The sequence below is a fragment of the Mesobacterium hydrothermale genome, assembly GCF_035818635.1.
Lineage (GTDB): Bacteria > Pseudomonadota > Alphaproteobacteria > Rhodobacterales > Rhodobacteraceae > Mesobacterium_A > Mesobacterium_A hydrothermale.
Genome location: NZ_JAYLLH010000003.1, coordinates 135,292 through 159,850, shown reverse-complemented (window position 1 = coordinate 159,850; position 24,559 = coordinate 135,292). Strand labels below are relative to the sequence as shown.

Here is a 24,559-nt window from a genome sequence, read left to right as displayed (position 1 = left end):
CAACATCGCTACGCCTGTTTGCGGGCTTTGTCCAAAGGTGTTTTTGCGCTGGTGGTTTGTTTGCGAATTTGCGATTTGCGGATAAATAGTTTTCCAAGATTTGCAAATTTGCCGGAAAAGTCTTGAGAGGCGGCCGTTCCCTTGTATGTTCGCGCCAAACGGAGGGGACCGCCCATGAAAGATATCCTGCACGAACTCGAATCCCGCCGCGCCGATGCCCGCCTGGGTGGCGGCCAGCGCCGTATCGACGCCCAGCACGCCAAGGGCAAGCTGACCGCCCGCGAGCGGGTTGAGCTGTTGCTCGATGAAGGCAGCTTTGAAGAATACGACATGTTCGTCGCGCACCGCTGCACCGATTTCGGCATGCAGGGCAACAAGCCCGCAGGCGATGGGGTGATCACCGGCTGGGGCACGATCAATGGCCGTATGGTCTATGTGTTCAGCCAGGACTTTACCGTTCTGGGCGGGTCAGTGTCGGCCACCCACGCGCAGAAGATTTGCAAGATCATGGATATGGCCGTTCAGAACGGCGCGCCGGTGATCGGCCTGAACGATTCCGGCGGTGCCCGGATCCAGGAAGGGGTGGACGCGCTGGCGGGCTATGCCGAGATTTTCCAGCGCAACATCATGGCGTCCGGCGTGGTGCCACAGATTTCCGTCATCATGGGCCCCTGCGCGGGCGGCGCGGTCTATTCGCCTGCGATGACCGACTTCATCTTCATGGTGAAGGATTCGTCCTACATGTTCGTGACCGGCCCCGACGTGGTGAAGACCGTCACGAACGAGGTGGTGACGGCCGAGGAACTGGGCGGGGCATCGACCCACACCCGAAAATCCTCGGTCGCCGACGGGGCGTTCGAAAATGACGTAGAGGCGCTGGCAGAGGTGCGTCGCCTTGTCGATTTCCTGCCGCTGAACAACCGCGAAAAGCCCCCCGTGCGTCCGTTCTTTGACGATGTCGCACGGATCGAGGATAGCCTGGATACGCTGATCCCTGAAAACGCCAACACCCCCTATGACATGAAGGAACTGATCCTGAAGGTCGCGGACGAAGGCGATTTCTACGAGATTCAGGAAAACTTCGCCAAGAACATCATCACCGGGTTCATCCGACTGGAAGGTCAGACCGTGGGCATCGTTGCGAACCAGCCGATGGTTCTGGCGGGCTGCCTGGATATCGACAGCAGTCGCAAGGCCGCGCGTTTCGTGCGGTTCTGCGATGCGTTCGAAATCCCGCTCCTGACCTTTGTCGACGTGCCGGGGTTCCTGCCGGGGACCGGCCAGGAATACGGTGGCGTCATCAAGCACGGTGCCAAGCTGCTGTTTGCCTTCGGCGAAGCAACGGTGCCCAAGGTCACGGTCATCACGCGCAAAGCCTATGGCGGAGCCTATGACGTGATGTCGTCCAAGCACCTGCGAGGCGATGTGAACTATGCCTGGCCAACCGCGGAAATCGCGGTGATGGGTGCCAAGGGGGCGACCGAGATCATCCACCGCGCCGATCTGGGAGATGCCGAGAAAATCGCTGCCCACACCAAGGAGTATGAAGACCGGTTTGCCAACCCGTTCGTGGCGGCAGAGCGCGGTTTCATCGACGAGGTGATCCAGCCGCGCTCGACCCGTCGCCGGGTCAGCCGGGCCTTTGCCATGCTGCGCGGCAAGAAATTGACCAACCCGTGGAAGAAGCACGACAACATTCCGCTGTGAGGTCTGTCAATGGCGCTGCCCGGTTCCTGCGTTGATGGCCCCGACGGGTCTGATGCACGGCTCAAGGCCCCCACCGCGCGGTTGCGTGGCGGGTGGTTCGAGTATCGTGACGCGGACTGTTATGTTCTGGCGCGGCGCTGGCCGCCACGGCTTGACATCTGTGCCGAGGCCCGGTTTCCCCGGGTCGCGCGCGGGCGCCTGGCCCGGCAGGTGAGGCAAGATCTTTGGCGCGCGCTGCAAGACCTGCGGGGCTTTGCGCCGGTGATCGATATCCGCACCTGCGGTGGTGGCTTGCGCCTGCTGGCAGGCGGTCAGCTTGCCTGCGGCCGGGGCGGCGCGGGTGCGGGGGACCGCGTCGCGATGGTGCTGAATGACGCGAACAACCGGCGGCGCTGGCTGGCGTGGTCCGGGCGGGGGGCGGCGTGATGCAGCGGGCGGGGCTTGCGATGGCCGTGCTGGTCGCGGGCGGTGTGTCCGCCGCGATCGATGACCCGATCAAGGTGCCCTCTGGCCAGCCGGTGACCTTCCAGGAAATGATCTGGGATGAACCCGGGCAGGGGCTGACCTATCGGTTTCGCTTCGTCGCGCCCGAGATCGGGCAGGCCGGTCGCGGGTTCGAGGACGTGATGGGCGACATGGAATACCTGTGCAACACCTATGCCGTGCCCCGGTTGGCAGCAACCGGCCCGGTGCCGAACCAGATCGTCATATCGCTGTCGAATGCGCCCAGTGAATTCGGGGTCGCAGACCCCGATATCACCATGTTCTTCGAAGCCTACACCTTGCAAGACGGTACCTGTATCTGGGAGATGTTTTGATGACTCCACAACATGTTGCGGATCAAAGCTCATGTAATGACCGGTTTGAGGCTTTGGAGTCACAGGCCGCTTCCATCTGGCGCTGTGGATATCTTTTAAGCCGCTCCTTGGGTATGGTGAGGCACGGTTGCACCCAAGCGACCTGTACCTCGTGGCGCGCGCTGCCGGGGCTTTCGGGCACCGGGGGACGCGCCGAACCTGACAGGAGTAAAAGATGTCCAAGAGCATCATGTTGCTTGCCATGGCTGGTCTCGTTGCAGCGGTCTCCGCTTGCTCGCGTCCGGCTCCGCAGCAAGAGTTCGTCGTTGTCGACCCCGAGCCGATTTCGATCGAACCTGTTTACACCGGTAAATACAAGTAACCGGCACTCGGGACGGGCGCTGTCGCCCGTCCCGCTTTTGCCCCCCGCGGGCGCCCTTCGTCAGGAGGGCCGGGCATGCTGAAGCACCGTGGATTCCCCAGCCGGATGCCCGGCACCGATTTCCAGTTCACAATCCGACGCGCCAACCCCAAGGGCGTCACGCCGCTGATCCGGCGCGAACGATACCGCGACCGAAAATCCGTGGATCGCAAGGCTGATTTGCTGTTCATGACGGCGCTGTGGTGGCAGTTTGGCACCGAACCTTTCGAACGTGGCAACCTTGATGCCGGGCGGCTGTCGTGGCTGTTCGGGCGCGAGGTGCTGCCCTATGACGATCCGTTCGACCCCGAAGACTATGAGGCGATGCTGATCATCGACGAAGAGGCAGCGCGCAAGTCCTTTCCCGAGGCCTTCGAAGAACAGGAGGACTGGGAATGAGCAGACCACCTCGGCGAGAATCCGCGCGCCTTTTGGCCGATTTCCGCGTGTTGAAAAAATTGGGTTTTGCGAAACGTGTTGCCGATGGCACCATTGTCGACGTGCGAGTGGGCGCCGTCGGTTGCATGGCGCCGGACATTCACCGTTACCCTTCCCCTGGCGGGTCCCGTTGCGCATCCTTTGGCAATGGGCCCGCTTTTTTTAGTTTTGAAACAGGTGCGAAGGCCGCGCCTTACCGGCAAAGCCTTGCCGATGGCGATGGCCGCGCGGTTTCCCGCTGGACGCCGGTGCCGTTCCCTTGTTTTGCTGACAGCACCGGGGATCACCCCCGGAGAGGCACACAGGAGTCACCCGTATGGGCAAGTCTAAAACCATCCTGGCCATGCTGGCCTTCGCAAGCCTTTCGGCCTGCGGCGACACGCTGGCCGAACAGGCAATCATCGGGGCAGGCGTCGGCGCCGTTGGCGCAACGGCGGCCGATGGCGATGCGATCACCGGCGCTGCGGTCGGTGCCGCGGCCAACGTCGCCTATTGCCGGAAATACCCGCACCGCTGCTGATCGCAGCGTGATCCCGGTCGTCGGACCGGGTGTTTTTGCAGGGACCATCGGGGCCGCCGCCCCGGTGGTCCTTTTGTTTGCCGACTTCCCGCGGCGGGCGCTGCGGACGACAACACTGAAAGGGACGAGAAATGTTCGATAAGATCCTGATCGCCAACCGTGGCGAGATTGCCTGCCGGGTCATCAAGACCGCCCGCAAGATGGGAATCAAGACGGTCGCCGTTTATTCCGATGCCGACAAAAATGCCCTGCATGTGCAGATGGCGGACGAAGCCATCCACATCGGCCCGCCGCCGGCCAACCAGTCCTATATCGTGATCGACAAGATCATGCAGGCGATCAAGGATACCGGTGCGCAGGCGGTTCATCCGGGCTATGGTTTCCTGTCGGAAAACCCGAAGTTCGCTCAGGCGCTGGAAGCCGCCGGCGTCGAGTTCGTCGGCCCGCCGGTGAAATCCATCGAGGCGATGGGCGACAAGATCACCAGCAAGAAAATCGCGCAAGAGGCCGGCGTGAACACCGTGCCCGGCTACATGGGCCTGATCGAGGACGCTGAAGAGGCGGTGAAGATCAGCCAGGAAATCGGTTATCCGGTGATGATCAAGGCGTCCGCCGGCGGCGGCGGCAAGGGCATGCGGATCGCGTGGACCGACGAGGAGGCGCGCGAAGGCTTTCAGTCCTCCAAGAACGAGGCCGCCAACAGCTTTGGCGACGACCGGATTTTCATCGAGAAATTCGTGACCCAGCCGCGTCACATCGAAATTCAGGTGCTGTGCGACAAGCACGGCAACGGTGTCTACCTGCACGAGCGCGAATGCTCGATCCAGCGTCGCAACCAGAAAGTTGTCGAAGAAGCGCCGTCGCCGTTCCTTGACGAAGACACGCGCAAGGCGATGGGCGAACAGTCGGTCGCGCTGGCCAAGGCCGTGGGCTATGCCAGCGCCGGGACGGTCGAATTTATCGTCGATGGTGATCGCAATTTCTATTTCCTGGAAATGAACACCCGTCTTCAAGTGGAACACCCGGTGACCGAGCTGATCTCGGGTGTGGACCTTGTGGAACAGATGATCCGCGTCGCGGCAGGCGAGCCGCTGCCGTTCAAGCAGGAGGATCTGAAGATTCACGGCTGGGCGATCGAAAACCGCCTGTACGCCGAAGACCCCTATCGCGGGTTCCTGCCGTCGATCGGTCGCCTGACCCGCTATCGCCCGCCGGTTGAGGTGGCGGCGGGTCCGATGGCCGAAATGGGCACCTGGCATGGTGATGCAGACACTGGCGTGACGGCCGTGCGGAACGATACCGGCGTCTATGAAGGCGGCGAAATCAGCATGTATTACGACCCGATGATCGCCAAGCTCTGCACTTGGGGCGCCACCCGGGCCGACGCGATCGAGGCGATGCGCAATGCCTTGGACCGGTTCGAGGTCGAAGGCATCGGCCACAACCTGCCCTTCGTCGCCGCGGTGATGGATCACCCGAAATTCATCTCGGGTGACATGACCACCGCCTTTATCGCCGAGGAATATCCCGAAGGCTTCGATGGCGTGACGCTGGACGCAAAGGCGCTGCGCCACATAGCGGCGGCCTGCGCCGCGATGCACCGGGTCGCCGAAATTCGCCGCGCGCGGATCTCGGGCCGTCTGGACAACCATGAACGCCATGTCGGCGAGGACTGGAACATTGCACTTCAGGGCATGAATTTCGACGTCAGCATCAGCGCCGATCACGCAGGCTCCACCGTCAGCTTCTCTGACGGCCATACACTGCGCGTCGAAGGCGACTGGACCCCCGGCGACCAGCTGGCCGACATGAGGGTCGATGGCGCGCCGCTGGTGATGAAGGTGGGCAAGATCACTCAGGGATTCCGCATTCGCAACCGCGGCGCGGACCTGAAGGTGCATGTGCGCACCCCGCGCCAGGCCGAACTGGCGCAGCTGATGCCGGAAAAACTGCCGCCCGATACCTCGAAACTGCTGCTGTGTCCGATGCCGGGCCTGATCGTGAAGGTCAATGTCGCGGTCGGCGACGAAGTGCAGGAAGGCCAGGCGCTGTGCACGGTCGAAGCCATGAAGATGGAAAACATCCTGCGCGCCGAGCGCAAGGGCGTGGTGTCCAAGGTCAACGCGGCGCCGGGCGACAGCCTGGCCGTCGATGACGTCATCATGGAGTTCGAGTGATCCGATGATCTGTTTGCGGCGGCAGGGGAACGGTTCGGGTGCAGCGATGCGCCCCGCCATCCCGTGCCGGCGCGAAACGGATTACCTGCGTTCCTCGCGCAGTTCGTCGATGCGCAGGGGCATGCGGTCTATGGCTTGCGACAGTTCACGCGCATCCCAGGGCACCGGTTTGCGCAGGGCGACCTGTCCGTCCTTTCCGATCAGCACCCACATGAAGCCGCGCGGGCGCAGTTTTTCGCGGACTGCGCTGCGGGCCGCCGGGTCGGTGTCAGTGATGATGACGACGTCACGGTCCAGCAGGCTGTCAAGGTTGTCCATGATCCCTTCCATCTGCTCGACGTACCGGGGATCGAAAGGGCTGTCGGCAAAGACAACCAAAGGCCGTTTCTGCCACACGAAATCCTGCAAGGTGATCGCGTCCGCCGTCACGATCACCACCGTGTCCGGGGCGGTGGCGTCGGTGGCGCGGGCGGGCGAACCGGTCGTGGTGGACAGGGCAAGGCACAGCCCCAGGAGGGCGGGAAAAATCCGTTTCATGCCATTCGATATAGGTCACGACCTGCCGCTTGCGAAGCTTTCTTCGCGGCAGGCGCATGAAATTTTGGTCACTGGCTGCCCCGGGACGGGCGCCGCGACCCCAGACAGAAAAGGAGCGTCGCATGACATCTAAGACGGAACAGTGGAAGGCGCTGGCGGAAAAGGAACTGCGCGGGCGCCCGGTCGAGGACCTGACCTGGAACACGCTGGAAGGTATCCCGGTCAAGCCCCTGTACACAGAGGAAGATCTGGACGGCCTGCCGCACCTTGGCAACGTGCCGGGGATGGAACCGTTCACCCGTGGCGTGAAGGCGACGATGTATGCCGGACGGCCCTGGACCATCCGGCAATACGCCGGGTTTTCCACCGCCGAGGAATCGAACGCGTTTTATCGAAAAGCGCTGGACGCGGGCCAGCAGGGCGTTTCGGTGGCTTTCGACCTGGCCACGCACCGTGGCTATGACAGCGATCACCCGCGGGTGGTGGGCGACGTCGGCAAGGCCGGCGTGGCCATCGACAGCGTCGAGGACATGAAGATCCTGTTCGACGGTATCCCGCTGGACAAGGTCAGCGTGTCGATGACGATGAACGGCGCGGTGATCCCGATCCTGGCCAATTTCATCGTCGTGGGCGAGGAACAGGGCCACGACCGGTCGATCCTGTCGGGCACCATTCAGAATGACATTCTGAAAGAGTTCATGGTGCGCAACACTTATATCTATCCGCCCGAACCGTCGATGCGGATCATTTCGGACATCATCGAATATACCTCGAACGAGATGCCGAAGTTCAACTCGATCTCGATTTCCGGCTATCACATGCAAGAGGCCGGGGCGTCGCTGGTGCAGGAACTGGCCTATACGCTGGCGGACGGCAAGGAATACGTCAAGACCGCCCAGGCGGCGGGGATGGACGTGGACAAGTTCGCCGGTCGCCTGTCGTTCTTCTTTGCCATTGGCAAGAATTTCTTCATGGAAGTGGCCAAACTGCGTGCCGCGCGCCTGCTGTGGGCACGGATCATGACAGACCTTGGGGCAAAGAACCCGCGGTCCAAGATGCTGCGCACCCATTGCCAGACCTCGGGCGTGTCGCTGACCGAGCAGGACCCCTACAACAACGTCATCCGCACCGCCTATGAGGCGATGAGCGCGGTTCTGGGCGGCACCCAGTCGCTGCACACCAACGCGCTTGACGAGGCGATTGCCCTGCCGACCGAATTCTCGGCCCGCATCGCCCGGAACACCCAGCTGATCCTGCAGGAAGAAACCGGCGTGACCAAGGTCGTCGATCCGCTGGCAGGGTCCTATTACGTCGAGAAGCTGACCCACGACCTGGCCGAGGCCGCGTGGAAGTTGATCGAGGAAGTCGACGAAATGGGCGGGATGACCAAGGCCGTGGCCAGCGGCATGCCCAAGCTGCGGATCGAGGAGACCGCGGCCCGGCGCCAGGCCGATATCGACCGCGGCGACGATGTGATCGTCGGGGTCAACAAGTATCGGCTGGCCAAGGAAGCCGAGATCGACATCCTCGATATCGACAACGCCAAGGTGCGCGAGGCGCAGGTGGCCCGGCTGGAGAAGATCCGCGCCACCCGTGACGAAGCCGCCTGCACCGCTGCGCTGACCGAACTGGAACGGCGCGCGGGCGAGGGAGGCAACCTTCTGGAAGCCGCGGTGGAGGCCGCGCGCGCCCGGGCATCGGTCGGAGAGATCAGCATGGCAATGGAAAAGGTATTCGGCCGTCACCGCGCCGAGGTAAAGACGTTGGCCGGCGTTTACGGCGCGGCCTATGAGGGCGACGAAGGCTTTGCCGCGATCCAGAAATCGGTCGAGGATTTCGCCGAAGCCGAAGGCCGCCGCCCGCGGATGCTGGTGGTCAAGATGGGCCAGGACGGCCATGACCGCGGCGCCAAGGTGATCGCCACCGCCTTTGCCGATATCGGGTTCGATGTCGATGTCGGCCCGCTGTTCCAGACCCCGCAAGAGGCGGCGCAGGATGCAGTGGACAACGACGTGCACGTGATCGGGATTTCGTCCCAGGCGGCGGGGCACAAGACGCTGGCGCCGCAACTGGTGCAGGCGCTGAAGGACAAGGGCGCGGGCGATATCCTGGTGATCTGTGGCGGGGTCATTCCGCACCAGGACTACCAGTATCTGTACGATGCGGGTGTGAAGGCGATCTTTGGCCCCGGCACCAACATTCCCGAGGCGGCGCAGGACATCCTGCGGCTGATCCGGGACGCGCGGGGATAAACGGGGTCGGACCGGGCTTGCGCCCGGTCCGACCGGTGCGGCTGCGCCGCGCGAAGCGCGCGCCGCGCGCTTTGGGAGCGCTGCTCCCAAACCCTCGAGGTATTTGGAAAACCAAAGACGTAAGGGGGGGGGGAGCGCGCCCTGCCGCTAGTGACGAAAAGGCCCCTGAGCGGGGCCTTTCTTGTCTGGTTTTGGCGATCAGGTCCTGAGCGCGGCGAGCGCCTGTTTCAGATCGATAGCACCGTCGTAGAGGGCGCGGCCCGAGATCGCGCCGTTCAGGGCGGCACCGCAGTCGCGCAGGGCGATCAGATCGTCCAGCGAGGAGACGCCACCCGAGGCGATCACCGGGATCGACACTGCGTTAGCCAGCGCGGCGGTGGCGGGGATGTTCGGACCCTGCATCGCCCCGTCGCGGTCGATGTCGGTGTAGATGATCGCGGCAACACCGGCATCTTCGAAGGATTTTGCGAGTTCCGTCACCTGGACGTCGGTTTCCTCGGCCCAGCCCTTGGTGGCGACACGACCGTTGCGGGCGTCGATGCCCACGGCGACATGGCCGGGAAAGGTACGAGCCGCTTCGCGCACGAGCGCGGGGTTTTCCACCGCGACGGTGCCCAGGATCACGCGGGCAAGGCCCTTGTCGAGCCAGGTCTCGATCGTGGCCATGTCGCGGATGCCGCCGCCCAGCTGCGCGGGCGTGCCAGGGCAGGCGGCGAGGATCGCCTCGACCGCCGCGGCGTTCACCGGCTCACCCGCGAAGGCGCCGTTCAGATCAACCAGGTGCAACCAGTCGCAGCCCGCGGCCACGAAGTCGGCGGCCTGGGCGGCGGGGTCGTCGTTGAAGACGGTGGATTTGTCCATGTCGCCGCGCAGCAGGCGCACGGCCTGGCCGTCCTTGAGGTCGATGGCGGGGTAAAGGATCATCTGGCGGCGCTCCGGTCTGTTGTGGCCTGCGCTTTGGCATGGAGTTGCGCGGGAATCAACCGGACCCTGCGTCAGGCTTGATCGATCGAGTGATTCCACGTCAGGATCAATCCGACCACATGGGAGGAGACCTGTGATGAAAGCGATGATGGCAATGGTGGCCGGGCTGGTGATGTGTGCCGGAGCGGCGCTGGCGGATCCGGTGGACGGCACCTGGAAGACCCAGGTCGACGATGGGCACTATGCCTATATCAAGATCGGATCCTGCGGACCCAAGATTTGCGGCACGATTGCGAAGGCGTTCGATGCCAACGGGCCGATCCAGTCGGAAAACATCGGCAAGAAACTTGTCTGGGACATGGTGCCGGATGGAAAGGGCAACTACGGCTCTGGCCAGATCTGGCAGCCGTCGACCGGCAAGGTCTACAAGTCCAAGATGTCGTTGTCGGGCGGCAATACGCTGAAAGTGTCCGGCTGCGTGGCGATGTTCTGCAAGAAGCAGACCTGGACGCGCGTCAACTGATCCTGCGACCGGCGCAAGCCTGCGTTGCATTCAACGCAGGTGTTTCGCGCAAAGATCCATGGTATTCCTTTTCATCTGCGCGACGGTGGGCAGCGGGCCTGCCGCGCGTACTTGGGGGATACCGCCGTAAAATTTTTTGCCGCCGTCTTGTCCATTGGGGCGCTGTGCGCCGGGCCGCTTCTGGCCGAGCCGGCGATTGGCCTGTGGCAGACCCAACCTGACCGCAAGAACCTGATCAGCCACATCCAGGTGACCCGCTGTGGCGACAAGCTGTGCGGGATCGTGCTGCGGGCCTTCGACGGCAGCGGCAAGGACGTGGTCACCCGCAATGTCGGCAAGACCCTTTTCTGGGACCTCGAGTCCCTGGGCGGGGGCAAATATGGCAACGGGACGGTCTATGTGCCGTTGCTGGATGTGACGGCCAAGGCCAGCATGGAACTGCGTGGAGACCAGCTGCGCGTGACGGGCTGCAAGGGCAAGATCTGCGACGGCCAGACCTGGACGCGTGTGCGTTGATGGCCAGTGCCGGAAGCGAGGGGTTTCACACCCCTCGCGCTCCCCGTGGGATATTTGCAGCAAGATGATGGGGCAGGGTCAGCCGGCGTCGGGGATGACGTCGGCATAGGCGAAGCCGTCGCGGAGCACGCGCTCGCCAAGGCGATGCGGGATCGGTGCCGCGAATTCCGGGCTGTTGGTGACGGCGGTGTGGAATTCGCCGTTTTCACCACATGGGTCGATGCCGTCGGGCAGATCGGTCAGAAACATTGCGTCGAAGCGGCGCCCGGCAAAGTCTGCGGGCAGTTTCGTGGGGTCGCAGGTGACGATCCGGGCCTCGAGCCCGGTCTCGATCATGTCGTGCGCCAGTTGTGCCGTGTCAGATCCGAACAGCGGGAACAGCGGCGTCAGGCCGGTGCCGTGCAGCTTTTCTTCGCGATAGGCGCGGATGTCTTCGAGGAACAGATCGCCGAACACGATATGGCCGATGCCTTGCGCGACGATGTCGGCGCAGGCGGTCGCCATGCGGGCTTCGTACTGGGCGTTCGAACAGGGCCAGGGCAGCGCGACCTCGATCAGTGGCAGGCCGATGGCGCGGGCCTGCGCCTGCAACAAGGTGCGGCGGGTGCCATGCATGGCAACGCGGTCGACGGCTTCGTTCACTGTGGTCAGCAGCGCCCGGATATCGACGACCGCGTCGCGGCGGCAGACATGCAGGGCGTGGGCGCAATCCTTGCCCGAGGACCACGACAGGACGGCGGGCGGGGCCATCACGGTGCCCAGGTGAGAAAGTTGGCGATCATCCGCAGCCCGGCGCTCGAAGATTTCTCCGGGTGGAACTGGAACCCGATGATCGTATCGCGCGCCACGATGGCAGTGACGTCCCCGCCGTAATCCGCATGTGCAAGGCGCTGATCGGGTTGGTTCATGCGCATCTGGTAGGAATGCACGAAATAGGCGTGGTCCCCGGTCTGGATGCCCGCGAGCACAGGGTGCGGGTGGTCGATCACCAGGTCGTTCCAGCCCATGTGCGGGACTTTCATGGCCGGGTCCGAGGGGCGGATGTGTTCGACTTCGCCGTTGATCCAGCCCAGCCCCCTGGTTTCGCGGTATTCGTGGCCGATCCGCGCCATCAACTGCATGCCGACGCAAATCCCCAGAAACGGGCGGCCTTTCATCACCACGGCCTCAACCATGGCATCGTGAATGCCGCCAGCCCCTTTCAGCGCGTCCATGCAGGCCGGAAAAGCGCCGTCGCCGGGCAGGACCAGCCGGTCGGCTCGGGCGACGACATCGGCATCGGCGGTCACGACGACGTCGCCCGCGTCCACCTCTTTGGCCATTTTCTGAAACGCCTTTTCGGCGGAGTGCAGGTTGCCGGATTCGTAGTCGATGATCGCGGTCAGCATGGCGGGGTCCGTTGTCGTGGCGTGCTGCAAGGGGGGTGACGCGGTTTTGGGCCAGCGTCAAGGGGTGGGATCGGTTCCGACGCGGTCGAGCAAGGCAAGAATGCCATCGTCTGGCGCGCCGGTTTCGTGGAACCGCCCGCTGAACAGCAGCAGGACATAGCCGTGCATCAGCGCCCAGACCTGGGTCTCGATCACCACGGGATCGGTTCCGGGCGGCACGAACGGGGCGCAGGTGTCGCGCAGTACCTGATAGGCCGGGGCGGAGGCAAGTTCCAGCGCGTCGTTCAGCCCCAGCTTTCCACGAAAGCTGAAAATCAGGTCATAGAGCGCCGGTTCGGCACGGGCGAATGCCAGATAGCCGCGCGCGATGGCCTTCAGCTGCGCGCGCGGGGTGGCGGGTGACTGGGCCGCGGCATCGAGCATGGCGGCGCGGAACCGGTCGAAGCCTTCGCAGGCAATGGCGATCCGCAGCCCGTCGACACCGTCGAAATGGTGGGCCGGGGCAGCATGCGACACGCCGGCGCGCGCGGCGCATTTGCGCAGCGTCAGGCCGGGCAGCCCTTCTGAGCCGAGGATGTCGATTCCCGCCTGCACCAATGCCGCCCGCAGGTTGCCGTGGTGGTGCGATTTCCGGGGGGTGTTCGTGGTCATGTCCACCCGACTAAGGTGGGGAGTTGACGCTGTCAAGATTTTGGCTTGACAATGTCAAGTCAAGCGTTGATCTTTACGGTGTAAACTTTTCACTGTCAAGATGAGGGTGCCATGCCGTTCCTTGTGACTTCGCGGGCCGTTCTGTTCTGGGGGCTGTCGATTGCCGTGGCGCTGGTGTCGTGGCGGTTTGTTGTGCTGGGGGTGCCCATGGGCATGCCGTTCATGGCCTATCGCCTGGATGGTCAAGCGCTGACGCTTTATGCCCACATCGGGTTGGCGCCGGTGGCACTGATCGTGTTGCCGGTCCAGTTCAGCCCGCGTCTTCGCAAGGCGCGCCCGGGGCTGCATCGCTGGATGGGGCGGGTCTATGGCGCTGCGGTTGTGGTGTCTGGCTTGGCCGGTCTGGCGCTGGCGATGACGACGCGGGCCGGGCCGGTCGCGGCTTGGGGCTTTGGCGCTCTGGCGGTGCTGTGGCTGGGGGCGACGGTCTGGGCGGTGTGGCTGGCAATGGCAGGGCGGATCGCGGAGCACCGGCGCTGGATGCTGCGGTCCGCCGCGTTGACCTTTGCCGCGGTGACCTTGCGGCTATACCTGCCGATTCTGGCGGCGGTCTTGGGGTTCGACACCGCTTATGCGATGGTGGCGTGGCTGGCCTGGGTGCCGAACATGTTGATCGCAGAAGCGTGGTTGCGCCGCTGACAACCCGTCAGGCCGGGCGGCGCTTTCCCGTGCCGTCACGGAGCGTCAGAGCGCGCCCTTGGTCGACGGAATGGCGTCGGACTTGCGCGGGTCGACTTCGACCGCTTCGCGCAGGGCGCGGGCAACGGATTTAAACGCGGCCTCGGCGATGTGGTGGCTGTTGATCCCGTGTACCTGGTCGATATGCAGGGTGATCCCGCCGTGGGTCGACAGCGCCTGAAAGAATTCGCGCACCAGTTCGGTGTCGAACGTGCCGATCTTTTGCGTCGGCATATCGACGTTCCAGACCAGGAAGGGCCGCGCCGACAGGTCCAGCGCGCAGCGTACCAGCGCATCGTCCATCGGCAGCAGGCAGGACCCGTATCGGCGGATACCCTTCTTGTTGCCAAGCGCCTGTACCAGCGCCTGACCAAGGGAAATGCCGGTGTCTTCGACCGTGTGGTGGTCGTCGATGTGATAGTCGCCCTTGGCCCGGATCGACATGTCGATCAGCGAATGGCGCGCCAGCTGGTCCAGCATGTGGTCGAAGAACCCGACGCCGGTCTGGTTGTCATAAGCGCCGGTGCCGTCGAGGTTCACGGTCACGGTGATCTCGGTCTCGGCTGTGGTGCGGGTGATCGTGGCGCTGCGCATCGGCGTCTCCTGCTGTGGATCGGCTGCCTTATAGGCGGCAGCGGGGCGGGGGCCAAGTCCCTGCGTTTTCGACGTTGCCCCCGCGTGGCAGCTGTGCCAGCCTGCGCCCGAACAGATAAGAGGCTTGCATGACCACCTGTGTCTTCGTCCAGATCCGCTGCAAACCCGGCACCACCTATCGCGTGGCCGAGGAAATCGCGCTGCGCGAAATCCATTCAGAGCTGTATTCGACGTCTGGGGAGTACGATCTGCTGATGAAGCTGTATATTCCGTCCGGCGAGGACGTGGGCAAGTATATCAATGGCCATTTCGTCGATATCGACGGGGTCGAACGCACCCTGACCACCATGACGTTCAAGGCGTTCTGACATGATCCGCGTCGTATTGATCGCGGCGTTGATCGCTGCAAGCGGCGCGGCAACCGCCGGGGAACGCAAAGTCTATGCAGGCGACGAAGCCAAGGCGCTGAAATGCGCTTTCGTGATTTCCGCAACGGCGAACACGTTGGAAACGGCGGGCTTTCTGGGGCGCAACTATGCCCGTGGCGCCAATGTCATCAGCTATGCGATCCTGCAAAAATACGTCAGCGGGACAGAGCGGCAGAAACTGGCTGCGCTCAAGGCCGTGGGGGCGCGACGCGACGTGAATCAGACCTTGACAGAATTCCAGGCCGAGGCGAAAGCCTGTCTGCGGAAATTTCCGATCGATTGAACTCGGTGAGGCGGGCCGGTCTGGTCTTGCCGGTCTGGCCTTCCCGGTCTGCCTATGCCGGTGCGGCGTCTTCCAGCCGCAGTTGGACAGATTGCCGCCCGCCCCATTCGTTGATCTCCAGCCGTCCGGCCAGGTGGAACCGTGCGCCGCCGTGTCCATCCAGCGCCGGGCCAAGCGGGCCGTCGAAGGCCCCGAAACAGATCGCATCCAGCCGCGCGCCCAACCCGTCGCCGAACCCGATTTTCAGGTGGCTGTCGCCGACGCGGCGGGAAAAGGTGATCTGGCAATCGGGAAACACGAAGCGCGGGGCAGGGGCACCGGCGCCGAAAGGGCCCGCCTGTTCCATCTGTTCGATCAGATCGACCTGCGCGGCCCCGGGCATCAGCAGCCCGTCAAGGCGCAAATCCGCTGCCCCACCTTGCCCCGCGCCCTGTTTGGCCAGCAACTCTGACAACCGGGCCATCGCCGGTTCGATCCGGTCGCGCGCAACGGTCAGTCCCGCGGCCATCTTGTGTCCACCGCCCTTGATCAGCAACCCTTCGGATGCCAGCCGCTGGATCGACGCGCCAAGATCGACACCGCTGACCGACCGGCCCGATCCCTTGCCTTCGTCGCCGTCCAGCCCGATCACGATCGCCGGGCGGTTGGTCATCTCTTTCAACCGCGAGGCGACGATGCCGACCACGCCGGGATGCCACCCTTCGCCCGCCGCCCAGACCAGCGGTGCCTCAAGGCCGCGGGCCTCGGCCTGTTCCAGGGCCGCGGCGCGGACCGCCGCCTCGATGTCGCGACGTTCGGTGTTCAACTGGTCCAGCCGTTCGGCCATGGCGCGGGCTTCGTGCGGATTTTCGCAGGCCAGAAGGCGCGCGCCCAGGTCGGCCTGGCCGATCCGACCGCCGGCGTTCACGCGCGGGCCCAGCACGAACCCCAGATGATAGGAACTTGGGGCGCGGTCCAGCCGGGCCACATCCGACAGCGCGACCAGACCGGGACGGCCGCGTTGCGCCATGATTTTCAGTCCTTGTCGCACCAGCGCGCGGTTGACACCCTGCAGCGGCGCAACATCGGCAACGGTGGCCAGCGCCACGAGATCCAGAAAGCCCATCAGGTCCGGGCCCGTGGCGCCGTCTTCGCGGATCTGGCGCCCCGCCTCGACCAGTACCAGGAACACGACGGCAGCGGCGCACAGATGCGCCAGCGCACCATCTTCGTCCTGCCGGTTGGGGTTTACCACCGCCAGAGCGGGGGGCAGGGTTTCGCCACCAAGGTGATGGTCCAGCACCACAACATCCGCGCCGGTCGCCGCAGCGATGGGTTCGTGCGAGAGCGTTCCGCAATCGACGCAGACGATCAGGTCATGGTCGCGTGCAAGCGCCTGCATCGCGGGCACATTGGGGCCATAGCCTTCGTCGATCCTGTCAGGAACATACAACGTGGCGGTCATCCCGAAGTGCCGAAACCAGTCGATCAACAGTGCGGCGGAACTGCCGCCGTCGACGTCGTAATCCGCGAAAATCGCGATGCGCTGGCGATGTTTTACCGCCGCAAGCAGGCGCGCGGCGGCTGTGTCGCAGTCTCGCATCCGGCGCGGATCGGGCAGCAGATCGCGCAGCGTGGGCAGAAGATAGGCTTCGGCCTCGGCCACCGGCACGCCCAGCCGGGCCAGGGTCAGGCACAGGGGCTGGGGCAGCGGGGTCTGCTGGGCCATCGCTTCTGCCAGACGGGTGGTTTCCGCTGTCGGTCCGACCCAGCGCCGCCCGGTCAGCGAATGCTCTACGCCCAGAAATGCCGCTTGTTCCGTCATCTGCCCACCCTGCCAAGACCCGCCGAGATGTGGCAGCGCCTGACGGAAAATGCAAACCCCTGTGTCCTGCGGTGACACCGGGTGCGGAAAAACGGTTTCCGGGGCGCTAAGAAATTGACTTGCCGGACAATGGTGGTAGCGTGAAGCCCAAGGTAAACAAGCATTTGCGCAGCAAGGGGGACACCATGCCATTCCTGAAAGCCATCACCGGCGCGACCGTCGCCGTGGTCCTGAGCGCCGGCGGCGCCCTTGCCTGGGGCGACATGTATATGGGTGACGGCACCAACAATCCGAATTCGGACATGCTGATCTATGCATACCCGGCGGAAAACAATTGCCCGGCCGGTCTTCAGCCGATCACCGTGGGCGGAGTCATCTGCTGCGGCAACCCGAACACCACGGGCACCTATTACAATCGTGCCTCGGCCCCGAAGAAACGGACCTATCAGTCCTATGCCCCGCGCGCCTATGCGCCGGTCGGCGAAAAGGGCGTGCTTTACAAGTAATCCATCACGCCTTGGCAAACTGTCTCGGGCCGCGTATAGCGCGGCCTGATCCATTTTCAGGAGCCGATCGCCATGCAGGGCAGCGCCAATCTTAACATCATGATCAAGGCCGCCCGCAAGGCCGGCCGTTCGCTGGTCAAGGACTTCCGCGAGGTCGAGAACCTGCAAGTGTCGATGAAGGGCGCAGGCGATTTCGTCAGCCGTGCCGATCTGGCAGCCGAAAACATCCTTAAGGAAGAACTGATGGGTGCGCGGCCGACCTATGGCTGGCTGGGCGAGGAAGGCGGCGGAGAAGACGGCAAGGACCCGACCCGTCGCTGGATCGTCGACCCGCTGGACGGTACAACCAACTTCCTGCATGGCTTGCCGCACTGGGCAATTTCCATCGCACTGGAACACAAGGGCCAGATCGTCGCCGGGGTCGTTTTCGACGCTGCCAAGGACGAAATGTTTTATGCCGAGAAGGGCGCTGGCGCCTGGCTGAACGACAGCAAGCGTCTGCGTGTATCGGGCCGGACCCGGATGATCGAGGCGGTGTTCGCCACCGGCGTGCCCTTTGCCGCCAAGCGCACGCTGCCCGCGACGTTGAAGGACCTGGCCCGCCTGATGCCGGAATGCGCCGGTGTGCGCCGCTTCGGCTCTGCCGCGCTGGACCTGGCGTATGTCGCTGCGGGTCGGTACGATGGCTACTGGGAACGCGAATTGAACATCTGGGACATCGCTGCGGGTTACTTGATCGTGCAAGAGGCCGGCGGTCTGGTCGAGGGCGTGCGCAAGGATCAGGATCCGCTGGAAACCGGTTCGATCCTGTGTGCCAACAACGAGATCTTCAGCCACTTTGCCAAGACCATCCGCGACGCCTGATCCGGTCGCGGGCCGCCATCGCCCCCCCGGTCAAGGGGTGGTCTTTCCGGTGCCCTACGTGCGGTCTGACGGGTGGTTGACGCCGTCGCTCCATTTGATCGGTTCGTAATCGGCGGGGTTCACCCCTTCGATTGCGCCCATGTTGACGCCATATTCGTTCGGGTTCGACCGGCGCTGGTGATGGGTGTAGTTGCCGCAGACCGAGCAGAAGTAATGCTTCGCGGTCATCGTGCCCCATTGGTATAGAGTCAGCTTGTCGGCCCCCTTGACCACCTCAACCCCGTCGAGCGGCGCGGACACCGCCGCGGCGCCCCGGCGGCGGCAGAACGAACAGGTGCAGCGCCGCGCGGTGTTCAGGCCGTCGGTCAGCCGGACACGCAGTTCCACCGCGCCGCAATGGCAGGTGACTTTGACGGGATCGGTCATTTGCGTCTCACTTTCGGTATGCGGGATTGGGACAGTTCATAGCGGGCCTCGGGGTGCGGCGGCTTGCCGTGGGTCCGGTCCCAGAAGGCCGTGCCGCCTCGGCGCAGCCAGACCGGGATCGCCAGCAGCAGGCCGGCCACGAAACCGCCTGCGTGCGCCCAATAGGCCACGCCGCCCTGATCGCCAGCAGAGCCCAGCCCACCAAAAACCTGGATTGCGAACCAAAGCGCCAGCATCACCCAGGCCGGGATCGGAAAGACCCGGAAGAACACGATAAGGATCACAAGGATATCGACCCGCGCCTTGGGGAACAGCAACAGATATCCGCCCATCACGCCGGCGATGGCCCCAGATGCGCCAACCGTGGGAACCGGGGAATAGGGCGCGGTGATATACTGCGCCAGCCCGGCGACGACCCCTGTTGACAGGTAGAACACGGTAAACCCGACATGCCCCATCTCATCTTCCAGGTTGTCGCCGAAGATGAACAGGAACAGCATGTTTCCCAGCAGGTGCATCACGCTGCCATGCAGAAACATCGAGGTGACCAGCGACGCGGGATTTTCCCCCATGCTGATCCGCGCGGGGATCATCGCCCAATTGTAAAACAACAGGTTGATCGCCCGCATGTCGCTCATCATTGACCAATAGCTTAGGAAGATCCCGCAGTTCAGCAGGATCAGCGCGTAGGTCACATAGGGCGTACGGCCCGACGGGTTATGGTCACGGATCGGAAACATGCCGCCAGATTGGCGGGTTTTGTGGGGCCGTCAAGCGGCCCCGCCCAGAAGCGCTGCATTTCCGCCCGCTGCGGTGGTGTCGACACAGACGTGCCGCTCGCTCAGCGCGTGGCCCGCGTCCGGTGCGCCGGTGACCAGGGTCAGGATCGGGCCGGGACGCGCGGCAAGCGCCTGGCGATAGGCGCGGGCGGTGTCGACATCGCCCCACCACAGGACCGCGCCGATCCCCTGCACCTGCGCCAGCCAGTTCGCGGGCACATCGCCATCGGCCACCACCGCCACGCCGCCGAAGGCGCGGATCGCGTGGGCCTGCCTCTCAGCTGTCTCAGCCCCCGGACCTAGGCAAAGGACAGGTGCGCGGCTGAAACAGGTCAACACGTTGGATTCGCCGGTCGGCCCCGGCAGTTCGTGGCGCGACACAGGTGTTTCGCTCTGCGCGGCGGCGATGGCCTTGGACAACGCGGTCAGGTCGGCCTTGCCGGTCCAACTGCCGCCCGTGTCGTTGGCCGGTTGGCTGCGGAACCGGGGCAGGTAATGCGGCCCGCCCGCCTTGGGGCCGGTGCCGGACAGGCCTTCGCCACCAAAGGGCTGCGAGCCGACAATGGCGCCGATCTGGTTGCGGTTGACATAAACGTTGCCGGCCTTGATCCGTTCCGACACGTGCTGCACCCGGTCGTCGATCCGGGTCTGCAAGCCGAAGGTCAGGCCATAGCCGGTGGCGTTGATTGCGTCGATCACCGCGTCGATCTGCGATGCCTTGAAGGACGCGACATGCAGGACGGGGCCAAAGACTTCGCGTTCCAGATCGGCGATGCCCGTCACCCGGATCAGCGTCGGCGCGATGAAATGGCCGTTGTCCGGGGTCGAGTAGGTCTTCAGCACCCGGCCTTCGGCCTGCGCCTTGGCGATATGGGCAGCGATGTCTGCACGGGCCTCTGCGTCGATGACCGGGCCGACGTCGGTCGACACATCCCACGGTTCGCCGATCACCAGCGCGTCCATCGCGCCTTGCAGCATGGTCAGCAGGTCGTCGGCGATGTCTTCCTGAACATACAGGCAGCGCAGGGCGGAACAGCGCTGACCCGCCGACTGGAAGGCGGATTCGACAATCGCCGTGACCGCCTGTTCGGGAAGCGCGGTGCTGTCGACGATCATCGCGTTCAGCCCGCCGGTTTCCGCAATCAGCGGCGCGCCGGGGGCCAGGTGTTCGGCCATTGTCTGGTGGATGATCTGCGCGGTCTCGGTCGAGCCGGTGAAGGCCACGCCATCGACATTGGGGTTCGAGGTCAGCGCCGTGCCGACATCGCCTGCGCCGGGCAGCAGTTGCAACGCGCTGACAGGCACCCCGGCCTGATGCAACAGGCTGACCGCGCGATGGGCGATCAGCGGGGTTTGTTCGGCAGGCTTGGCCAGCACGGCGTTGCCGGCGGCCAGCGCCGCGGCGATCTGGCCGGTGAAGATGGCCAGCGGAAAGTTCCACGGGCTGATACAGGCAAAGGTTCCGATGGCCGCGCTGTCATCGGCATGGGCGCCGTAGTAGCGCAGGAAATCCACTGCCTCGCGCAGTTCCGCCACGGCATCGGCCTGGGTCTTGCCGGCCTCGCGCGCCAGCAGGGCGAAGATTTCGCCAAAGTGGTCTTCGTAAAGATCCGCGGCCCGGTTCAGCACGGCGCGGCGTTCGCTGGCCGGTGCCTGCCAGCGGCGGGCGCTCTCGGCCGCGCGGGCCACGGTTTCGGGTGTCGCCCAGGTCACCTGACCCACGGTGTCGGACAGAACCGCCGGGTTGATGACCGCTGCGGTTTCGCCGCCGGGGGCGGCGGTCGCGGTCATCGGGCTGGCCTGCCACAGGTGTCGGGCAAAGGGCGTGCGGGCGGCCTCGACCGCGTCCAGCGTCGGCCGGTGCCGCAAATCGAACCCCCGGGAATTGATCCGCTCGGGCAGGAACAGCTCTGGCCCGGTGGTCAGGGATTGGGCGGGCGCGGCATCGAACGGATCGGCGGCAACCACCTCTGGCGGGACGTCTTCGTCGACGATCTGGTTGACGAAGGAACTGTTGGCACCGTTTTCCAGCAGGCGCCGCACGAGATAGGCCAGAAGGTCGCGATGCGCGCCGACGGGGGCGTAGATCCGGCACCGGGTGCCTTCGCGCCCGTGCAGCAGGTCGTGCAACGATTCCCCCATGCCGTGCAGGCGCTGGAATTCGAAGGCGTCCTTGTCGTCCGCCATTTCAAGAATGGCGGCGGCGGTGTGGGCGTTATGGGTGGCGAATTGCGGGTAAATCCGGTCTGTCATGCCCAAAAGCTTGCGGGCATTGGCGATATAGCTGATGTCGGTCGCGGATTTCGAGGTGAAAACCGGGAACCGTCCCAGCCCTGCCACCTGCGCGCGCTTGATTTCGGTATCCCAGTAGGCGCCCTTGACTAGCCGCACCATGATGCGCCGGTTCAGCCGGGTCGACAGGTCGTAAAGCCAGTCCAGCACCGGGCCCGCGCGCAGCCCGTAGGCCTGCACCACGACGCCGAATCCGTCCCAGCCCTTCAACGAGGGTTCGGACAACACCGCCTCGATCACGTCCAGCGACAGCGACAGGCGGTCGGCCTCTTCCGCGTCGATGTTCAGACCGATCCGGGCGCTGGCGGCCAGTTGCGCCAGCGTGCGCAGCCGCGGCACAAGCTGTTCCATCACCTGCTTTTTCTGGGCGTCCTCGTAGCGCGGAAACAGCGCCGACAGCTTGACCGAGATGCCGGGGTTCCTGCGGATGTCACTGTCCTTCGCCGCCTCGGCGATCGCGCCGATGGCTCGGGAATAGGCCAGGTGATATCGCCGCGCGTCGCCTTCGGTTTTCGCCGCCTCGCCCAGCATGTCGTAGGAATAGGTATAGCCCCTGGCCTCCATCCCCGAGGCGCGCTTCATCGCGGCGGCGATGGTTTCGCCCAGCACGAATTGCGCGCCCATTTCCTTCATCGCGCGGCCCACGGCGGTGCGGATCACCGGCTCGCCCAGCCGCCGGATCGCGCCGCGCAGGTGGCCGACGGGGCCGGGGGCGGCATCGTCCAGCACCTTGCCCGTCAGCATCAGCGCCCAGGTCGACGCATTCACCAAAGGAGATGTCGATTGCCCAAGGTGACGGCCCCAGTCGCTGGGGGCGATCTTGTCCTCGATCAGCGCGTCGATGGTTGTGGCGTCGGGCACGCGCAGCAGCGCTTCGGCCAGACACATCAGCGCGATGCCTTCGTCGGTGGACAGGCCATATTCGGCCAGGAACACTTCCATCAGCCCGGGCCGGGTGGCGCCCCGGATGTCGCGCACCAGTTGCGCCGCCCGGGCGCCAATGGCCTTGCGCGCGGCGTCGGACAGGTTGGCTTCGCCGCGCAGGCGCGCGACGATGGCGGCCTCATCGGCATAGGTTTCGGTGTCAATCAGGGCGCGCAGGTCGGTCATGGTGTCCTTGGGCATGGCTATCTCCGGGTCGATGCCATAGGATATCCGGGAATGTACGGGAAGAATGTCTGTTCATGGGCACTTTGCTGTGCGTTTTGACTTCATTTCGCCGGATCAAAGATGCAAAACGACCAGATCGACCTTGACCCGTTCGACCGCAAGATCATCGCCGCGCTGGGGGGCGATGGCCGTTTGTCGATCACCGACCTTGCGCGCCAGATCGGCCTGTCGAAATCGCCGACGCAGGCGCGGCTGCGACGGCTGGAATCGGCGGGCGTGATCCGGGGCTATCGCGCGATCCTTGACCCGATCCAGCTGGGTCTGGATCACGTCGCCTTTGTCGAGGTGCGGATGACCAGCACCAGTGAACGCGCGTTGGCAGACTTCAACGCCGCCATCACCCGCATTCCTGAGATCGAACAAGCGCACCTGATCGCGGGGAATTTCGACTATCTGCTGAAGGTCCGAACCAGCGATATGCGGGCCTATCGCATGGTTCTGGCCGAGAAGATTTCGACCCTGCCGCATGTGTCGTCGACCTCGACCTATGTGGCGATGCAGGCAGTGAAAGAGGGCGATCTCGGCGACGTGACTTGACGCGCGGCATTTGCGGCGCACCATTACCGCCATGAAACGCGCGTTGATCCCCCTTTTGTTCCTTGCAGGCCGCGCCTTTGCCGAATGCCCTGCGGCGCCCGATCACAAGGCCGAACTGTTTGACCTGATGACACAGGTGCAGGCGGCCAAGAATGATATGGAGGCGCGCAAGATCACCAACCAGATGTGGGAACTGTGGGCCGACGCGCCGGACGAACCGGCGCAAAGCCTGCTGGACGACGGCATGACTGCGCGCTCAAGCTATGATTTCCTGCGGGCGCTGGATCATTTCAACCGGCTGGTCGACTATTGTCCGGACTATGCCGAGGGGTACAACCAGCGCGCGTTCATACATTTCCTGCGCGAGGATTATGCCGCAGCGTTGCCCGATCTTGAGCGTGCGCTGGCACTGAACCCCCATCACATCGCCGCACTGGCGGGCAAGGGGCTGACCCTGCTGGGCCTTGGCCGCAAAGACGAAGGTCACGCGGCGCTTAGGATGGCTCTGGCACTGAACCCATGGTTGCCGGAACGTTTTCTGCTGCCCCCGCCGGGCGAGGAACTTTGACCGCCATTCCGCACTGGTCAAGGCAGGAAATTTGCGGCAAACACCCCCTGTCGCCCGCGTGGTGGAATGGTAGACACAGGGGACTTAAAATCCCTAGGCCTATGTGCCGTGCCGGTTCGAGTCCGGCCGCGGGTACCATCCAAACCTTTGATGTGATAACTGCCTGCGCGCAGATCAGGTGCGGCGCAGGCGGATGACCACGTCAACGCTGGCAATCTCGGCGCCCTCGGGCGCAGAGGGCAAGCGCACGATTTGCAGTTCTTCTGCCGGTGCGTCGGTCAATGTTCCGTCGTCTTCCCAGAAGAAATGCGGGTGATCGTGGGTGTTGGTGTCGAAATAGCTGCGCGAGCCGTCAACTGTCACTTCCTGCATCAGGCCCGCCTCGCAAAACGCGCGCAGCGTGTTGTAAACCGTGGCCAGTGACACCGTATCGCCGGTTTTCTGCGCCGCGTCGTAAAGGCTTTCGGCGGTGACGTGACGGTCTTGACCGTCGCCAATCAGCAAAGCTGCCAGAGCCACGCGCTGCCGCGTCGGGCGCAACCCGGCAGTTGACAGCCATTGGGTGCCGCGTTCCGTTGCCTGAGCGTTCATGGTTGTCATGGTCAGCCTGTCTTGCTTTTGTTACTTGGTATTTAAGGCCACACGCCCCCGTTTTCAAATGAATTCCCCATCTGGGCCTTGGCTGCGGCCGATGTGCGAGGCTTGCAAGCCTTGCGGGC

At 64.2% G+C, this 24,559-nt stretch carries 29 protein-coding genes and 1 tRNA gene; 18 read left to right on the top strand and 12 right to left on the bottom strand.

The window, feature by feature from the left end; all coding sequences use genetic code 11:
* Nucleotides 1-8 precede the first annotated feature (8 nt).
* Nucleotides 9-176 carry a hypothetical protein gene (locus VK792_RS03640; RefSeq protein ID WP_326295987.1) on the bottom strand — a complete coding sequence of 56 codons (168 nt, stop codon included), beginning with the start codon at nt 174-176 and terminating at the stop codon, nt 9-11.
* Here VK792_RS03640 and VK792_RS03635 point away from each other — a divergent pair.
* From VK792_RS03635 to VK792_RS03605, 7 genes are all read left to right on the top strand, one after another.
* The gene (locus VK792_RS03635; protein WP_326295986.1) at nt 175-1,707 is read left to right on the top strand and encodes an acyl-CoA carboxylase subunit beta; all 1,533 of its coding nucleotides are present in this window, start codon (nt 175-177) and stop codon (nt 1,705-1,707) included. The genes VK792_RS03640 and VK792_RS03635 overlap by 2 nt on opposite strands.
* Before the next feature lie 9 nt (nt 1,708-1,716).
* Nucleotides 1,717-2,133, top strand: coding sequence for a hypothetical protein (locus VK792_RS03630; protein WP_326295985.1), 417 nt, complete (start codon nt 1,717-1,719; stop codon nt 2,131-2,133).
* Nucleotides 2,109-2,525: a DUF6497 family protein gene (locus VK792_RS03625; protein WP_326295984.1), complete on the top strand. Its 417-nt coding sequence runs from the start codon at nt 2,109-2,111 to the stop codon at nt 2,523-2,525. The genes VK792_RS03630 and VK792_RS03625 overlap by 25 nt, the downstream gene beginning before the upstream one ends.
* Nucleotides 2,526-2,739: 214 nt before the next feature.
* A complete protein-coding gene (locus VK792_RS03620; RefSeq protein ID WP_326295983.1) occupies nt 2,740-2,886 on the top strand; it encodes a hypothetical protein in 147 nt (48 codons plus the stop codon).
* Between the two features lie 75 nt (nt 2,887-2,961).
* Nucleotides 2,962-3,324, top strand: a complete 363-nt coding sequence (locus tag VK792_RS03615) for a hypothetical protein (RefSeq protein WP_326295982.1) — start codon at nt 2,962-2,964, stop codon at nt 3,322-3,324.
* Between the two features lie 355 nt (nt 3,325-3,679).
* Entirely contained in the window at nt 3,680-3,883 is a 204-nt protein-coding gene (locus VK792_RS03610; protein WP_326295981.1) for a hypothetical protein, read from the top strand.
* A gap of 131 nt (nt 3,884-4,014) precedes the next feature.
* Nucleotides 4,015-6,060: an acetyl/propionyl/methylcrotonyl-CoA carboxylase subunit alpha gene (locus tag VK792_RS03605; protein ID WP_326295980.1), complete on the top strand. Its 2,046-nt coding sequence runs from the start codon at nt 4,015-4,017 to the stop codon at nt 6,058-6,060.
* Between the two features lie 81 nt (nt 6,061-6,141).
* Here VK792_RS03605 and VK792_RS03600 read toward each other — a convergent pair whose 3' ends face one another.
* Complete coding sequence (locus VK792_RS03600; RefSeq protein WP_326295979.1) at nt 6,142-6,597, bottom strand: DUF4174 domain-containing protein; 456 nt, start codon at nt 6,595-6,597, stop codon at nt 6,142-6,144.
* Nucleotides 6,598-6,719: 122 nt separating this feature from the next.
* Here VK792_RS03600 and scpA point away from each other — a divergent pair, with 122 nt between their 5' ends.
* Nucleotides 6,720-8,849, top strand: a complete 2,130-nt coding sequence (gene scpA, locus VK792_RS03595; RefSeq protein ID WP_326295978.1) for a methylmalonyl-CoA mutase — start codon at nt 6,720-6,722, stop codon at nt 8,847-8,849.
* Nucleotides 8,850-9,047: 198 nt separating this feature from the next.
* Here the strand turns inward: scpA and hisA are convergent, their stop codons facing one another.
* Entirely contained in the window at nt 9,048-9,773 is a 726-nt protein-coding gene (hisA, locus tag VK792_RS03590) for a 1-(5-phosphoribosyl)-5-[(5-phosphoribosylamino)methylideneamino]imidazole-4-carboxamide isomerase (protein ID WP_326295977.1), read from the bottom strand.
* 136 nt (nt 9,774-9,909) lie between these two features.
* Here hisA and VK792_RS03585 point away from each other — a divergent pair, with 136 nt between their 5' ends.
* The gene (locus tag VK792_RS03585) at nt 9,910-10,296 is read left to right on the top strand and encodes a DUF2147 domain-containing protein (protein WP_326295976.1); all 387 of its coding nucleotides are present in this window, start codon (nt 9,910-9,912) and stop codon (nt 10,294-10,296) included.
* A gap of 147 nt (nt 10,297-10,443) precedes the next feature.
* Nucleotides 10,444-10,812 carry a DUF2147 domain-containing protein gene (locus VK792_RS03580; RefSeq protein ID WP_326295975.1) on the top strand — a complete coding sequence of 123 codons (369 nt, stop codon included), beginning with the start codon at nt 10,444-10,446 and terminating at the stop codon, nt 10,810-10,812.
* A 78-nt stretch (nt 10,813-10,890) separates the two neighbouring features.
* On the opposite strand, the gene VK792_RS03575 is transcribed toward VK792_RS03580, so the two are convergent.
* From VK792_RS03575 to VK792_RS03565, 3 genes are read right to left on the bottom strand one after another with little or no spacing between them, the layout of a single operon-like run.
* Entirely contained in the window at nt 10,891-11,562 is a 672-nt protein-coding gene (locus VK792_RS03575; protein WP_326295974.1) for a Dph6-related ATP pyrophosphatase, read from the bottom strand.
* On the bottom strand, nt 11,562-12,200 hold the full coding sequence (gene hisH, locus VK792_RS03570; RefSeq protein WP_326295973.1) for an imidazole glycerol phosphate synthase subunit HisH: 639 nt from the start codon (nt 12,198-12,200) through the stop codon (nt 11,562-11,564). The genes VK792_RS03575 and hisH overlap by 1 nt, the downstream gene beginning before the upstream one ends.
* A 57-nt stretch (nt 12,201-12,257) precedes the next feature.
* Complete coding sequence (locus VK792_RS03565) at nt 12,258-12,851, bottom strand: TetR/AcrR family transcriptional regulator (protein WP_326295972.1); 594 nt, start codon at nt 12,849-12,851, stop codon at nt 12,258-12,260.
* Nucleotides 12,852-12,962: 111 nt separating this feature from the next.
* Between VK792_RS03565 and VK792_RS03560 the strand changes: the two genes are divergently transcribed.
* Nucleotides 12,963-13,550 carry a DUF2306 domain-containing protein gene (locus tag VK792_RS03560; protein WP_326295971.1) on the top strand — a complete coding sequence of 196 codons (588 nt, stop codon included), beginning with the start codon at nt 12,963-12,965 and terminating at the stop codon, nt 13,548-13,550.
* A gap of 45 nt (nt 13,551-13,595) precedes the next feature.
* On the opposite strand, the gene hisB is transcribed toward VK792_RS03560, so the two are convergent.
* Complete coding sequence (gene hisB / locus VK792_RS03555) at nt 13,596-14,183, bottom strand: imidazoleglycerol-phosphate dehydratase HisB (protein WP_326295970.1); 588 nt, start codon at nt 14,181-14,183, stop codon at nt 13,596-13,598.
* Between the two features lie 128 nt (nt 14,184-14,311).
* Between hisB and VK792_RS03550 the strand changes: the two genes are divergently transcribed.
* Both VK792_RS03550 and VK792_RS03545 read left to right on the top strand, forming a co-directional pair.
* On the top strand, nt 14,312-14,551 hold the full coding sequence (locus tag VK792_RS03550) for an Lrp/AsnC family transcriptional regulator (protein ID WP_326295969.1): 240 nt from the start codon (nt 14,312-14,314) through the stop codon (nt 14,549-14,551).
* 1 nt (nt 14,552) lies between these two features.
* A complete protein-coding gene (locus VK792_RS03545; protein WP_326295968.1) occupies nt 14,553-14,894 on the top strand; it encodes a hypothetical protein in 342 nt (113 codons plus the stop codon).
* A 52-nt stretch (nt 14,895-14,946) separates the two neighbouring features.
* Here the strand turns inward: VK792_RS03545 and recJ are convergent, their stop codons facing one another.
* Nucleotides 14,947-16,698: a single-stranded-DNA-specific exonuclease RecJ gene (gene recJ / locus VK792_RS03540; protein ID WP_326295967.1), complete on the bottom strand. Its 1,752-nt coding sequence runs from the start codon at nt 16,696-16,698 to the stop codon at nt 14,947-14,949.
* A gap of 185 nt (nt 16,699-16,883) precedes the next feature.
* Here recJ and VK792_RS03535 point away from each other — a divergent pair, with 185 nt between their 5' ends.
* Nucleotides 16,884-17,204: a hypothetical protein gene (locus VK792_RS03535; protein WP_326295966.1), complete on the top strand. Its 321-nt coding sequence runs from the start codon at nt 16,884-16,886 to the stop codon at nt 17,202-17,204.
* A 72-nt stretch (nt 17,205-17,276) separates the two neighbouring features.
* On the top strand, nt 17,277-18,068 hold the full coding sequence (locus VK792_RS03530) for an inositol monophosphatase family protein (RefSeq protein WP_326295965.1): 792 nt from the start codon (nt 17,277-17,279) through the stop codon (nt 18,066-18,068).
* A 54-nt stretch (nt 18,069-18,122) separates the two neighbouring features.
* Here VK792_RS03530 and VK792_RS03525 read toward each other — a convergent pair whose 3' ends face one another.
* The 3 genes from VK792_RS03525 to putA are packed head-to-tail and all read right to left on the bottom strand — an operon-like array spanning nt 18,123 to nt 22,690.
* Nucleotides 18,123-18,494, bottom strand: coding sequence for a GFA family protein (locus VK792_RS03525; RefSeq protein ID WP_326295964.1), 372 nt, complete (start codon nt 18,492-18,494; stop codon nt 18,123-18,125).
* Nucleotides 18,491-19,234, bottom strand: a complete 744-nt coding sequence (locus tag VK792_RS03520) for a rhomboid family intramembrane serine protease (protein WP_326295963.1) — start codon at nt 19,232-19,234, stop codon at nt 18,491-18,493. Before VK792_RS03520 ends, VK792_RS03525 begins: the two co-directional genes overlap by 4 nt.
* 30 nt (nt 19,235-19,264) lie before the next feature.
* The gene (gene putA / locus VK792_RS03515) at nt 19,265-22,690 is read right to left on the bottom strand and encodes a bifunctional proline dehydrogenase/L-glutamate gamma-semialdehyde dehydrogenase PutA (RefSeq protein ID WP_326295962.1); all 3,426 of its coding nucleotides are present in this window, start codon (nt 22,688-22,690) and stop codon (nt 19,265-19,267) included.
* A gap of 105 nt (nt 22,691-22,795) precedes the next feature.
* On the opposite strand from putA, the gene VK792_RS03510 reads away from it, so the two are divergent.
* The 3 genes from VK792_RS03510 to VK792_RS03500 all read left to right on the top strand — a co-directional run bounded on the left by VK792_RS03510 (nt 22,796) and on the right by VK792_RS03500 (nt 23,978).
* Nucleotides 22,796-23,272: an Lrp/AsnC family transcriptional regulator gene (locus VK792_RS03510; RefSeq protein ID WP_326295961.1), complete on the top strand. Its 477-nt coding sequence runs from the start codon at nt 22,796-22,798 to the stop codon at nt 23,270-23,272.
* A gap of 31 nt (nt 23,273-23,303) precedes the next feature.
* A complete protein-coding gene (locus VK792_RS03505; RefSeq protein WP_326295960.1) occupies nt 23,304-23,840 on the top strand; it encodes a tetratricopeptide repeat protein in 537 nt (178 codons plus the stop codon).
* Nucleotides 23,841-23,892: 52 nt separating this feature from the next.
* Nucleotides 23,893-23,978, top strand: a tRNA-Leu gene (locus tag VK792_RS03500).
* Nucleotides 23,979-24,014: 36 nt separating this feature from the next.
* On the opposite strand, the gene irrA is transcribed toward VK792_RS03500, so the two are convergent.
* Nucleotides 24,015-24,431, bottom strand: coding sequence for an iron response transcriptional regulator IrrA (gene irrA, locus VK792_RS03495; protein WP_326296063.1), 417 nt, complete (start codon nt 24,429-24,431; stop codon nt 24,015-24,017).
* Nucleotides 24,432-24,559: the final 128 nt, after the last annotated feature.